Origin of the sequence: Halomonas sp. ATBC28 (genome assembly GCF_005937175.1) — a bacterium.
Classification (GTDB): Bacteria; Pseudomonadota; Gammaproteobacteria; order Pseudomonadales; family Halomonadaceae; genus Vreelandella; species Vreelandella titanicae.
The window spans coordinates 52,170-65,735 of the sequence record NZ_VCQL01000005.1 but is presented as its reverse complement, the minus strand read 5'-3'; the positions used below and the strand labels follow the sequence as shown (position 1 = coordinate 65,735).

General features: G+C 54.1%; 12 protein-coding genes. 8 read left to right on the top strand and 4 right to left on the bottom strand.

Annotated elements, in window-relative coordinates; genetic code table 11:
* The 7 genes from E0L35_RS06825 to E0L35_RS06795 all read left to right on the top strand — a co-directional run bounded on the left by E0L35_RS06825 (position 1) and on the right by E0L35_RS06795 (position 7,836).
* A complete protein-coding gene (locus E0L35_RS06825; protein ID WP_035559367.1) occupies positions 1 to 1,125 on the top strand; it encodes an ABC transporter permease in 1,125 nt (374 codons plus the stop codon).
* A gap of 46 nt (positions 1,126 to 1,171) precedes the next feature.
* On the top strand, positions 1,172 to 1,489 hold the full coding sequence (locus E0L35_RS06820; RefSeq protein ID WP_041157795.1) for a hypothetical protein: 318 nt from the start codon (positions 1,172 to 1,174) through the stop codon (positions 1,487 to 1,489).
* Positions 1,490 to 1,493: 4 nt separating this feature from the next.
* Positions 1,494 to 2,240, top strand: a complete 747-nt coding sequence (gene phbB, locus E0L35_RS06815; RefSeq protein ID WP_035559361.1) for an acetoacetyl-CoA reductase — start codon at positions 1,494 to 1,496, stop codon at positions 2,238 to 2,240.
* A gap of 79 nt (positions 2,241 to 2,319) precedes the next feature.
* Positions 2,320 to 4,611 (top strand): DUF3141 domain-containing protein, encoded by a 2,292-nt coding sequence (locus tag E0L35_RS06810; RefSeq protein WP_052475536.1) that lies wholly within the window; start codon positions 2,320 to 2,322, stop codon positions 4,609 to 4,611.
* 53 nt (positions 4,612 to 4,664) lie between these two features.
* Positions 4,665 to 5,186 (top strand): universal stress protein, encoded by a 522-nt coding sequence (locus E0L35_RS06805; protein WP_041157794.1) that lies wholly within the window; start codon positions 4,665 to 4,667, stop codon positions 5,184 to 5,186.
* Complete coding sequence (locus E0L35_RS06800; protein WP_045812156.1) at positions 5,179 to 5,826, top strand: TetR/AcrR family transcriptional regulator; 648 nt, start codon at positions 5,179 to 5,181, stop codon at positions 5,824 to 5,826. Before E0L35_RS06805 ends, E0L35_RS06800 begins: the two co-directional genes overlap by 8 nt.
* A gap of 102 nt (positions 5,827 to 5,928) precedes the next feature.
* Positions 5,929 to 7,836, top strand: coding sequence for an alpha/beta fold hydrolase (locus E0L35_RS06795; RefSeq protein ID WP_052475535.1), 1,908 nt, complete (start codon positions 5,929 to 5,931; stop codon positions 7,834 to 7,836).
* A gap of 189 nt (positions 7,837 to 8,025) precedes the next feature.
* Here E0L35_RS06795 and E0L35_RS06790 read toward each other — a convergent pair whose 3' ends face one another.
* Positions 8,026 to 9,105, bottom strand: a complete 1,080-nt coding sequence (locus tag E0L35_RS06790; RefSeq protein ID WP_035559355.1) for an NAD(P)-dependent alcohol dehydrogenase — start codon at positions 9,103 to 9,105, stop codon at positions 8,026 to 8,028.
* A 205-nt stretch (positions 9,106 to 9,310) separates the two neighbouring features.
* On the opposite strand from E0L35_RS06790, the gene E0L35_RS06785 reads away from it, so the two are divergent.
* A complete protein-coding gene (locus E0L35_RS06785; protein WP_041157793.1) occupies positions 9,311 to 10,777 on the top strand; it encodes a DASS family sodium-coupled anion symporter in 1,467 nt (488 codons plus the stop codon).
* A gap of 124 nt (positions 10,778 to 10,901) precedes the next feature.
* On the opposite strand, the gene E0L35_RS06780 is transcribed toward E0L35_RS06785, so the two are convergent.
* The 3 genes from E0L35_RS06780 to E0L35_RS06770 form a co-directional block, all read right to left on the bottom strand.
* On the bottom strand, positions 10,902 to 11,087 hold the full coding sequence (locus E0L35_RS06780; RefSeq protein WP_041157792.1) for a CsbD family protein: 186 nt from the start codon (positions 11,085 to 11,087) through the stop codon (positions 10,902 to 10,904).
* Positions 11,088 to 11,224: 137 nt separating this feature from the next.
* Positions 11,225 to 12,271, bottom strand: a complete 1,047-nt coding sequence (locus tag E0L35_RS06775) for a DUF2955 domain-containing protein (protein ID WP_041158117.1) — start codon at positions 12,269 to 12,271, stop codon at positions 11,225 to 11,227.
* Between the two features lie 31 nt (positions 12,272 to 12,302).
* Positions 12,303 to 13,364: an HlyD family secretion protein gene (locus tag E0L35_RS06770; RefSeq protein WP_041157791.1), complete on the bottom strand. Its 1,062-nt coding sequence runs from the start codon at positions 13,362 to 13,364 to the stop codon at positions 12,303 to 12,305.
* Positions 13,365 to 13,566 lie beyond the last annotated feature (202 nt).

Genomic DNA, 13,566 nt, shown 5'->3' with positions numbered 1-13,566 from the left:
ATGCGCAGGATTGCAAACATTTATCGCCTGGGCGTCAAAGAGTTCTGGAGTCTATTGCGTGACCCCATAATGCTGGTGCTGATCGTCTATGTGTTCACTGCTTCGGTCTACACTTCCGCGACGGCAATGCCCGAGACGCTGAACAACGCTCCTATCGCTATCGTCGACGAAGACGACTCACCGCTTTCCACGCGTATCGTATCGGCCTTCTACCCACCACAGTTCGTGCACCCGCAAATCATCACCTTCCAGGAAATGGATGCGGGTCTAGATGCCGGAGACTACACGTTCGTACTGGTTATTCCCGCCAACTTTCAGCGCGACGTGCTGGCCGGACGCGGCCCCGACATTCAGCTCAATATCGACGCCACGCGCATGAGCCAGGCCTTCTCGGGTAATAGTTATGTACAGCAGATCGTCATGGGCGAGATCAATGAGTTCGTAAGCCGCTACCGCGCAAGCACCATCCCACCAGTCAACTTGGCACTACGAGCGCGCTTCAATCCGGGCCTTGACCAAGCATGGTTTGGCTCACTGATGTCGATCATCGACAACGTGACCATGCTCTCAATCATCCTCACTGGCGCGGCACTAATTCGCGAGCGCGAGCACGGCACCATCGAGCACTTGCTGGTGATGCCAGTGACCCCTGCCGAAATCATGCTGGCCAAGGTGTGGTCGATGGGGGTTGTGGTGTTGCTAGCGGTGACGTTATCGCTGACTTTCGTCGTACGCGGCCTGCTTCAAGTGCCGATAGAGGGATCGGTTGCACTGTTTCTGGCTGGCGCGGCCCTGCACCTGTTTGCCACCACCTCAATGGGCATCTTCCTGGCGACGCTGGCCCGTAGCATGCCCCAGTTCGGCATGCTGATGATCCTGTTCCTGCTACCCCTACAGATGCTCTCAGGAAGCACCACGCCCCGCGAGAGCATGCCCGAGCTCGTCCAGAACCTTATGCTGCTGGCACCCACAACCCACTTCGTCGAGCTAAGCCAGGCCATTCTGTTTCGCGGTGCCGGCATCGACGTTGTATGGGGACAGTTTCTGACACTGTTAGTCATTGGCAGCGCTCTGTTCGCCATTTCGCTCTCTCGCTTTCGCAAGACCATCAGCCAGATGGCCTGATGCAACCCGCGCGCACATCGGCGCATCACACCAGAAGGAATATACAATGAACCACAATACCATCTTACCTCTGGCACTTTATCAAGCTAATCAGAACCTTTGCCAACAAACGATAGCGCTAGTGCAGAAAAGTCAGCAGACATGGTACGAATTGGGTACACAACCCTTCGCTGGCGGCCCCCCAATGCAGCAGATCTTTGATAATCAGAGCGCTCTGCTGCTTGGCCTCTTCGATACGATGCAAGCCTGGCAGGTACAAACGGGAAAAGCCTTGATTGAGACTGTCAGCGTTGTCTCCCCAGCACTCTACTGGTTAACCGCCAGTTCGCAAGACGATCCGGGTACAACAAATAAAGGAGATTGAACCGATGACTTATCAGCACACAGCTCTGGTCACCGGCGGTATGGGTGGCCTGGGTGAAAGCATCGCCCGAACTCTGCACGATGCAGGGCATAGCGTTCTCGTCACCCATTCGCCAAACAACGACCATGTCCAGACCTGGCTGCAGAAGCAGGCCAGTGAGGGCTACCACTTCTCTGCCTACTCTGTCGATGTGGCCGATTTTGACGACTGCCAGCGACTCGCAAACGATATCCAAGCCGAAGGCACCGTTGTCGACATATTGATCAATAACGCTGGCATCACTCGCGATACCACTTTCCGGAAGCTCTCCAAGGTCGACTGGGATGCAGTGATGCGAACTAATTTGGACTCGATGTTCCATGTAACCCAGCCGTTTTGCGAAGGTATGGTCGAGCGCAACTGGGGCCGTATCGTCAATATTTCTTCGATTAACGGCTCCAAGGGCCAGTTTGGCCAGACCAACTACGCCGCGGCGAAGGCCGGCATCCACGGTTTCACCAAGTCGCTGGCAATGGAAGTGGCAAAGCGGGGTGTCACTGTCAATACCGTCTCACCCGGCTACCTGGAGACCAAGATGGTGCTAGCGGTTCCTAAGGAGATACTGGAATCGAAGGTGATCTCGCAGATCCCGGTTGGGCGGTTAGGCAAACCAGACGAGTTAGCGGCGCTGGTCGCCTTCATCTGCAGCGAACAAGCCGGTTTCATGACCGGCAGCAACGTGGCAATGAATGGCGGCCAGCATATGTTTTGAACATGCGGCCTAGCGGGATGGGTGGCCATGTCGTCTATCCCGTCCGGTATTTTCTCGCACTCACGCAGGAGAAGTTCTCATGGCAAGCGAAGGTTCCAATGATCGCCCCTGGTATACGGACGCATGGCCACTATTGAGCATGGCTCAAGACTATGTAGCTGCCGCGCTAAGCTACACAACCGATGCATGGCAACGCTCGATACTCTACGCCGATGTGATGCGTCAGCGTGGTGATCAGTACCAAGCACACCTTGAGGATGACGCTCCTCACGTGCTCGACTTTCCCTATGAGGTAGTGATATCTGGCCATGAGCTGCCGCGCCCAGTCAACTATGGGCTGGCGCGCATTCTGCTGTCAGAGGGCTCTCCCCCCGCGCCAAGCACAAGCAAACGCCCCTTCGTCGTGGTTGACCCGCGTGCTGGCCATGGCCCCGGCATCGGCGGCTTTAAGGCCGAAAGCGAGGTTGGCGCTGCTCTCAGCGCAGGACATCCTTGCTATTTTATCGGTTTTGGCCCCGACCCTGAGCCCGGTCAGACAATAGAAGATGTGGTGCTCGCCGAAGTCGCTTTCCTTGAGAAAGTCATCGCACTTCATCCACACAGCGAGGGCAAGCCGGCAGTGGTCGCCAACTGCCAGGCTGGCTGGCAGATATTGATGGCCGCAGCCCTTCGCCCCGAGCTATTCGGGCCCATCATCGTGGCTGGTACGCCGGTGTCGTACTGGGCGGGTTGGCCAGGCAAAAATCCGATGCGCTACGCTGGCGGTCTGCTCGGCGGCAGTTGGCTAACCGCACTCGCTAGCGACCTGGGCAATGGCCGCTTCGATGGTGCTTACCTGGTTCAGAACTTCGAGAACCTCAATCCGGCCAACACACTATGGGGCAAGCAGTACAATCTGTATGCAAATGCCGACAGTGAGGCAACACGCTACTTGGGCTTCGAAAAATACTGGGGTGGCTACGTATTCCTCAACGATATAGAGATGCAATACATCGTCGACAACCTTTTCATCGGCAATCGGCTGTCAAGTTCCGAACTGATAACCTCCGAAGGTATTCGCCTGGACTTGCGCAATATCCGCTCGCCCATCGTGGTTTTTTGCTCCAACGGCGACAATATCTCGCCACCGCCGCAAGCAATGGGCTGGATCACCGACCTCTATCGCGATGATGATGAAGTACTCAGCCACGACCAAACCATTGTCTATGCCACGCACGATAACATTGGACATCTGGGCATCTTTGTTTCGGGCAGCGTCGGCCGCAAAGAGCACCGCGAATTCACCAACAATATCGACTTAATTGATGTGCTACCCGCCGGTATCTACCAGACGCAGATTCAGGATAAGCGAGTGGATATGCCCCTTGCGGAACTCGTCGAGGGTGACTATGTGATGTCGATCCAGCGGCGCAGCGTCGAGGATGTGAGCCAGATTGTGCAAGTGGATGCTGAGAACGACCGCAAATTCGCCGCAGTCAACCATATATCGCGAATTAACTTAGGTCTTTATCGCCAGTTCGTTCAGCCCTGGGTACGTACCTGGACTACTCCCGAATCGGCACGATGGCTGCAGAGCGTACATCCGTTGCGTCTCTCTTACGAACGCTGGTCGAGCCGCAACCCGATGGCTTTGACAGTGGCTGAATATGCACAGAAAATCCTCGCAGCACGCCAACCAGTAGCGGCAGACAATCCTTTCCTGCAGTGGCAACAAGCCTATTCCGATACCGTGATCTCTGCGTTGGATCATTGGAGGAAACGGCGCGATAACGCTTACGAACAAATATTCAACGTAGTCTATGGATCGCCGTGGGTACAAGCCATGGCAGGGCTATCTGCCGATGACTGCCCCCCGCGTACACATCCTGGGGTCTCGCCCGAGCATCTCACTTTCGTTGCTGAAGAAATTGAGCGGCTGCGCGCCGGAATTTATCAGGGAGGCCTGCTTGAAGCCAGTATCCGCGCGCTGCTCTACGTCAGCCGCTTTCGTGGCGAAGCCGACGAGCGCCGCTTTAATCTAGCGGCCAGCTTGCAACAGCCGGACTATCTAGTCCACTTAGATATGGCCTCATTCCGACAGCTAGTACGTCGCCAGGCCAACCTGATGCGCCTTGATCTTGATGCTGCAACCGCTGCCATCCCGCGACTGCTGGCGGACAGCGCCGCGAACGAGATACGCGATCAGGCGCGGCTTCTTGAGCAGATGCTGACCGCCACGGAAGCATTATTGCCAGAAGAAGAGGCAAGCTTAGCGCAAATGCTGAAGGTGTTCGACGATGCAGCCCATGAACAGGAAGCCATCATCACAGCAGGTAAACGCAGCCTAGGAAGGTCGAACGAAAATAACACTGCCAAGCCTGGAGAGCCATAACCGCCAAGCTTCGTGCCTGACTTATATTAGAAGTATTCACTTAGGAGTCATCCATGTACACCAAATTGCTGGTACCTATAGACGGCAGCTGCACCTCACTTTTAGCCTTGGCACAGGCAAGCTATTTAGCAAAGCTGACGGGAGCCAGCATCGAGCTACTACATGTGGTTAATGCAATGGAGTACTCCAATGGTTTCGAAAGCCCGCGCGCCTATATAAAAAAAGTCAGACCCTATTTTCTGAAAGTCGGCAATGATCTGCTCGACAACGCTCGGATACAGCTGGAAGCCCAAGAACTCAATGTCACCACAGTACTTGTCGAGGCCGAGGGCAAACGAGTATCAGAACACGTTGCGGATCACGCAGCTAAGTGTCAGTTCGATCTGATAATTCTAGGCACCCATGGCCGACGTGGCATGCAACGACTTCTCCTCGGCAGCGACGCCGAGCAAGTGGCACGTATTGCGCCGGTGCCCGTCATGCTGGTCAGAGACGTAAACACACAAGCAATTTCTCGTACTCTAGACAAAGAAATGATAAAAGGTGCCGCATTAAAGCAACCAACTGATGAGTAACTGCACCTTGCCTTCCTCTCCTACTAAACAAGCTCGCAAACATCGCCGACTCCCCCCCGATGTGCGTATAGAGCAGATCCTCTGTGCGGCTTTGTACGAGTTTTCGCAACACGGGTTCGCCTCTGCCCGCATGGAGGATATTGCTCAGCGGGCGGAACTCTCGAAAGGCGGCCTCTATGCTCACTTCAAGAGCAAGGAATCGATATTTGAAGCACTACTATTAAAACGCCTGACACCAAGGTTCAACAATCAGCAGTGGGTGCTCAGCGGCGGCGACTCTCTGAGCGAAGCTATCGAATCCTTTATTGATCACCTCTATAGCCAACTGAGTGATCCAGATGTCATAGCTATGCTGAAGCTGCTGATGACGGAAAGCCGACGCATCCCTCATCTTGTTGATTTTTGGCGCAGGGAGGTAATTGACAAATACCTCGCAGAACAACAGGCCATTTTGAAAACTGCAGCCGATAAAGGGCACCTTCGTCACAGCGCCTTCCTTGAAGACGCAGCGCTGCTAATGGCACCAGCGCTATATGGTGCCATTTGGCAAATGATTTTTGATGAAGCGACTGCCGCCGCCACCGTTGGCTCGCTGCGCCGAGCCCATTTGCGAATGCTGCATGAATTCTTAGCACCATGATCAACTGATGGTTGACTCCCAAATCACCGTTAACTGTAGGTAAAGTTCATTCACTAAAAATCGCCCCGAAAGCGCCACATGACCGATTAATAAGGTGTCGTTGTGAAACCAGCTAAGCTTATCACCTTACTCAACACGCTACTTATTATCCTAATAGTGAATGGTTGTGCCATGGTTGGCGTCTCTTCGCTTAGCCCTGGTGAGTATACCGCGCTTAAACGCGGAGACCTGCTTACCAGTGGCGAGCTAAGCGCAGCTACCCAGGAAACCATCAAAGTTATCGGGCTGGATGAAGGGAGATGTCGTGAGCACTCCCAAAACTGTATAGATATATTATCCAGCACCGCTGGCATAGCTGAAGAACGCAGACTTTCCGCACTGGCAGAACTGTGGCTTCAAGAAGCGATGTCAAAAGCAGGATCATCAAGTGATATCCCGAGTACCGAGGCTGACATTTACGCTTGGATTGAGGTTGCCAGACATACTTATGCTTACTTGTTTTTCTCCGAACGATCTCCTGGGGAACGCGCCTTCGAAGATCGTCAGATACAAGTACGCGACTATTATAACTATTCAGTTCAACAGATTGTTTCATGGCTTTTTCAACAGAATCTCTCAGCCATTGAAGATAAAAGCCGCTCCTATTCTTTGGATACGCCTAGGCTTTCTGGCTGGAAGGTTACAACCGACTTCACCGGCGTACGCTTCGCCGGCGACATCGACTTACCCGAGAACCTAGTTCCAGCATCTTCACTGGTCTTTTCCGGCTTGCGTAGCACTTATCGCCGTGACGGCTTTGGTGCCGAACTGGTCGCGGTAATAGACGATAGCCTCGCGCTTCATCGCGCTCGACCTTATAGCGAAATGCCTTTTCCGGCACTCACCGCACTAATCCATTTTTCCGGTGAGGATTTAGCTCAGGTGCTATCGACTCAATCACTAGAGGTGATCGTAAGAGACCCCTACCAAGACGCCAGCATACAGTTGCATGGGCAACAGATTCCCCTAGCCGCAAATTTCACTGCGGGCTATGGACTATGGCTGGCGCATTCAGGCTTTTCGCGTCAGGCCATACGCTCTCTGCTAGGCCACAGCCAAGGTATCAACCGACCACACCTTTATATGATGCAGCCCTTCGATCCTGAGCGACGCATCATCCTCATGCTGCATGGCCTTGGCAGTAGTCCCGAAGCCTGGGTAAATGTAGCTAATGAAGTGCTGGGCGATGAGAGCCTGCGGCAACATTTTCAGGTATGGCAAATCTACTACCCTACCAATATGCCACTGCCGATTAATCATACGGCGATACGACGCACTGTGAATGAAACACTACTGGAACTTGACCCCACCACAGAAACGCTGGCTTCACAAGGTATCGTTCTAATTGGCCATAGCATGGGGGGTGTATTGGCGCGCCTGATGGTCTCTTCTAGCCAAGGTAGGTTGTGGAGCGAATTCGTGGAACAACGCCAATTGCCAAAGGCACATAGGCAGCTCGCCCAACAACGCCTAGCCCCCCTACTACGTTTCGAATCGCTACCAGAGATAAAACGAGCAATTTTCATCGCAGCACCACATCGCGGCACACCGGTGGCCGGTAATCGTCTAGGGAGAGCAGTCGCTCGTTTCGTTCGTCTACCACTCACCCTGCTGGAAGAGTTCGACGATGTCATCAGGGCTCTGGCTAATACTGACGCCGAATCAGATGGGGCATACCTGCGCCTTCCCAACAGTATCGATAATTTGAGTGAGGCAGATCCGTTCATTAGAGCAACGGCCAATCTGCCTATCTCCCCTCAAGTTCACTACCATTCTATCATTGCCCAGCGTGACACCAGTGTACCGTTAGAGGTTTCAGATGATGGGATAGTGCCGTACGCCAGCGCACATTTGCCGGGAGCCATATCAGAAAAAGTGTTTATCGCTGGGCACAGCGTCCAGGAAACGGCCCAAGCGATTCTGGAAATCAGGCGTATCTTGCATCAAGACCTAACCGAATATAGTAATTGAAATTCAACCCAGCTGCGTCTTACCACCACTGCCTAGTGCTCTGCGCAGATAAGCAATGATGACAGGTATAAAAGAACGGGCGGAGAAATTTCGCCACAAAAGCAGAGTACTGTACCAGGAGGCGTGAGCTGAGCACACCTCCTACTGAAGAACAGCCTTGCTGCTGAACATCAATCTTAGCTTTGAACCTCAGGAGACCTCAAGCGCCACTTTCAATACGCCGTCTCGCTGGTGGGCGAAGAGATCGTAGGCTTCGACGATATTCTCCAGCGCATAGCGGTGGGTGACCATGGGCCCAAGATCCAACCGACCGGCGTCGATGATGCTCATCAGCCTGCGCATGCGCTCTTTACCACCGGGGCATAGCGAAGTGATAATCTTATGGTCGCCGAGGCCAGCACAGAAAGCGCTCAGCGGAATCGTTAGGTCTTGGGAGTAAACGCCCAGGCTGGAGAGCGTTCCGCCGGGTTTTAACACCCGCAGGGCGGATTCAAAGGTCTGTTGCAGGCCAAGCGCTTCAATCGCGGAGTCGACGCCGCGCCCGCCGGTGAGCTTGAGAATTTCCTCGACCACATCCACCTTGCGGAAATCCAGCGTTACGTCCGCGCCCATCTGCTTGGCCATGGCCAAACGCTCATCAACCCCGTCTACCGCAATGATCATCCCGGCCCCACGCAGCCGCGCCCCCGCCGTGGCGCATAGGCCAATCGGCCCTTGGGCGAAGACCACCACCGTGTCGCCGATTTTGATACCGGCGGCTTCGGCACCGGCAAAACCGGTGGACATAATGTCCGGGCACATCAGCACCTGTTCGTCGGTTAGGCCATCCGGCACTGGCGATAGGTTAGCCTGGGCATCCGGTACCAGCAGGTACTCGGCCTGGGCACCATCGATGGTGTTACCAAAGCGCCAGCCGCCCATCGGTTTATACCCGTGGCCGTGGTGGCCGCCATCTTGTGAGCAGCAATCATCCTGGCAGGCGTAAGAAGTAAAGCTGGGGCAAATGGCGCCAGCAATTACCCGCTGGCCTTCCTGGTAGCCTTTTACGTTGGCCCCCAGTTTTTCGATCACGCCCACGGGTTCATGGCCAATGGTCAGGCCACGCTCCACCGGGTACTCACCTTTCAGGATATGGATATCGGTGCCGCAGATCGTGGTGGTGGTCACGCGCATCAGGGCATCGTTGGGGCCAATCTCGGGGATGGGTTTATCGTCAATTTCGATACGGCCGGGTTCAACGAAGATGGCCGCTTTCATCATGGTAGGCATGGGTCGCTTCCTCAGTGAGGGGAGTCAATGGCACCTCACCATTAAGGCATAGTTGGAAGCGGAAATGATTGCGCTAGATCAAGCTTCGAATTGACGTGAGGCAAGTTGCCAAGCGCCCATCCGCTCTAGACTTAAGTAGCCACTCAAGCACTGCTTTATTGCCTGTGAGCGTACCGCAGCCACCTACTTACTATAGGGTTCCACGATGCCGACGCTACCTTTCAAGCCCTTGCCAACCGCTATTGCGGTGGCGATCACTCTACTGATATGGCTGGCTATTCCACTGCCGGAGGGTCTCACTTCGGACGCTTGGCTGATGCTGGCAATTTTCGTGGGGACGATTGCCGCGATTATTGGTAAGGCAATGCCCATAGGGGCCATCTCAATTATTGCCATTGCGATTGTGGCGGCGAGCGGGGTGACCAGCGACAACCCAGGTACCGCCATTAACGATGCTTTAAGCAGCTACTCCAACTCGCTGATCTGGTTAATTGCCATCTCGATTATGATCTCTCGGGGGCTAATCAAGACAGGGCTAGGAGCCCGCATCGGTTACTATTTTATCTCCATCTTCGGCAAGAAGACGCTGGGGATCGGCTATAGTTTGGCGTTTTCAGAGCTTTGCATTGCACCGGTTACTCCCAGCAATACCGCTCGCGGCGGCGGAATCATGCACCCCATCATGCGCTCTATTGCTAAAGGTTTTGACTCACGGCCGGAAGACGGCACTTCGAGCAAAATCGGCAAATATTTGGCACTGGTGAACTATCACAGCAACCCGATTACTTCAGCAATGTTTGTCACTGCCACTGCTCCCAACCCACTGACCGTGGAGCTAATTTCCATCGCTACAGGGGCGGAAATCCAACTGAGCTGGATGACCTGGGCGCTCGCCATGCTACTTCCTGGTTTGGTCGCCATTCTGGCCATGCCCTATATTCTTTACCTGCTTTATCCACCGGACATTAAACAGACTCCACACGCCACGCAGATGGCACGGGACAAACTTGCCGAAATGGGGAAGATCAGCCGGGATGAAGGCATTATGCTGTTTGTCTTCTTGGTACTATTGCTGCTGTGGGCAGATATACCGGCGCTATTTATGGGCGACTCGGTCACCCTCAATACCACCACCTCCGCGTTTATTGGGCTATCGATACTGCTGCTGACCGGCGTATTAACCTGGGATGATGTACTGGCAGAAAAGAACGCTTGGGATACCCTGCTCTGGTTCGGCGCCCTAATTATGATGGCGACCCAGCTCAACCAGACGGGCTTGATCGATTGGTTTTCCACCAATATGCAAGACTGGATCACCATGATGGGCATCGGCTGGATGGGAGCATCGGCCTTGCTAGTGCTGACTTTCCTCTACACTCACTACTTCTTTGCCAGCACCACCGCACATATTACTGCCATGATGGCGGCTTTTCTTACCGTTGGGTTAACACTCGGCGCACCGCCCATGCCGTTTGTGCTTATCATGGCCGCCACCTCCTCCATCATGATGACCTTAACTCACTACGCCACTGGCACGTCGCCCGTCATTTTTGGGTCGGGCTACCTAACGCTGGGCGAGTGGTGGAAAGCGGGCTTTATTATGAGCGTGGTCAATCTTGTGATCTGGGTAGTTGTCGGCGGTTTGTGGTGGAAATTACTGGGTCACTACTAAGGAAGGCTTTCAAAGCTATTGCCCAATGCTTCAGTACTGAAGGTGAGATACAGTAATTTCCGAGCTCATAAACACCAACAGGGGGCCGAAGCCCCCTGTTGGTATCAGTATTCCATAACTAGCACTAGCGCTGTTTTTTCTGGCTCTCCTTGGCATCGCCTTTGCCTTTTTGCAGTTCGCCTTTCGCCTGCTGGGCCTTACCTTTGGCTTCTGTTTTGCTGCTACCCGTTGCCTTGCCCGCGGCTTCTTTCACTTTGCCTGCTGCTTTATTGGCCGTTCCTTTCGCTTTATCTTCTTTACCAGTTGCCATGACGAACACCTCTAATCCGTTAGTAGGGAAAGCGCCGTATGAGAAAGGTGCCAATAGCACGGCTAATCACATGTCGGCACACTCATCAGAGTAGCCTGTATTAAAAAAGTTGCGCTGATTTATTGATGTCAGGATTTTTATGGCCGGCTGCTTACGGGTAACCGCGTTGGCGTCCAGCGGTTTAACACAACGTGTAAGCAAGCCATGGTCAGCAGTGTGAGGGTCAGTGCAACACTCATTGACGAGAACCGATAGAGCGCGCTGTACACCAGATCCTGCTGCGGGCCTAGCGACTGGCCAAACAAAATTCCCAGGGTGGTCAGCCCACCAAAGCCGATCCCCGAACCTCCCCCTTCATGAATATGCTCACGCGCGAAAAGCATTAACCCCAGCCAGTAGAGCAACACCACCAGCAAAAAATGGTGGCTCTGGGTATATAGCAGCAACTGCATGAGCAGCGCCAAATTGCACCCCAGTAGCGTTCCTACGGCGCGTTTGGCGGCGGATACTTTCGCTCCAGAGTACCCCAGCGTAAACAGCACCAGGATGGTGGCCATCTGCGCAGAAAGTGACCCTTGCAAGTCGAACATCTGAAACACCACAAACGAGAGCGTGGCGGTTAATCCTCCAATGAGGGTTTCATGGCGAATTTGCGAAGATGTCTTGGTGGCCCTCGGTGGTGGCTGACGGGCTTCTACATCGGCAAACAGCGTATGCATCAGCATGGCAATAAACACTGCTAAACCACTGGCAACCAGGTTACTGGCCAGTAAATCGCTCAAGTCCACATTAGGGTAGCTGGCGAAGTGCAGCAGAATACTGAGTGTCAGCACGCCATTGGCGCCAAACAGAAACAGCGGCCCTTTCGCCATCAGATTAAAGCGAAACAGAAAGATGCCCAGCACCACCAGGGTCATCACTACCGGCATATGTTTGAGTAACCCCACCACCAGGCTGACTTCGAGCACGTTGATCGATACATTGGCTAAAAACTGACGAATGATATGCCCATTGAGTACCGGCACCATACCCAGTAAAAACATCGGGAAAACGGTAAAAAACACACCGTAGTTCCAGCCCATCAGTTGGCTAACTATAAACCCCAGCGTACCGCCCCCGGCCACTCTAAGGCACTGACGCAAGCCATTCTTTGAGAGTTCGGGCTTGCGCTTGGTGGCCGCCATGCCAGGGGATCGCGAGCTGGCCAAGCTTTTTTTAATACACATAGTGCAACCAGCTAATGAGATGTGCCTGTAACCATACAAAAGGCTTGGCCAGGGCAGTATCACCGGGCTGAAGCTGTACCGTGGCACGGGCGCCGCTGGGTAATAAGTTCGCGATTGGCTGAGTGAGCGCCAGGTGTACGCGCATACGCTGGGCATCGCGCACCCAACGATCAGTGGTGGGAATATCGGCCAGTTGCCCATCGGCAGCCAACTGCCCTTCGCGGACACCGGCATCCATGGCGAGAACTTGGGCATCAAATACATGGCCGGGCCAGGCATCAAACACTATTTTTGCTGCATCGCCGGGCGCCACATGGCGCAAACTCTTTTCACGAAAATCGGCAATGATATCGACCGCATCCGCCACTACCGCTACCGCGGGCTGTCCCGCCTGAACATAGTCACCAACCTCTAGCTGCAGGTTGGAAACACTCCCGGCTTGTGCGGCGCGCACCTGAGTATGGGCAAGATCCAACTGCGCTTGGGAGAGCGCGTTTTCCGCTTGGCGCAAACGCAGGTTCGTTTCGCCGGCATCGCCCAATTGCACTTCCAGGCTGACTATTTTAGCCCTGGCTGCCGCCACACTGGCCTGTGCGGTACGCTCAGCAGCCACCTGCTGCTCATATTGTTGGCGCGATACGCTCTGCTGCGCCACCAGGGTTTCGGCACGACGTAGCTCGCCCCGACGTTCGGCTGCCGTCGCTTCAGCGGATGCCAGCTCCGCTTGGGCAGAGGTAAGCTCCGCTTCCAACTGGGCATTCTCTCGCTCGGCCTGTTCGCGATTAAGTTGCGCCTGCTCAACGGCTAAACGAAACGGCGTCGGGTCGATCTGAAACAGCACATCACCTTTAGCCACATGTTGGTGATCACGCACCAACACCTCGCTCACTGGGCCACTCAGTTCGGGCGCTATACGCGTTACCGGCCGCATCACCCGCGATTCGGGGGTCATGGGCATAAAGCTATCGGCCACCAGAAAATAGATAAAAAGCAGTACAAAGGCAGCAAGGGCTATTTTCACCCAGCGGGCAAATGTTTGATCAGGGGTCATGCAGAACTCACTTGTTAGCCACCAAGCAACTGCTTGGCCAGCGCCTCTATACGGGCGCGTATCATGTAGGAAATAGCATAGGGGACTTTAGTCTAACAATTAATTAGCTTGCTAACAATATATATGTACTTATTCACTGCATCAACGCGCCATAACAAGTTATAAAAACAAAAAACCCCATGGCATAAAGGCCACAGGGCTG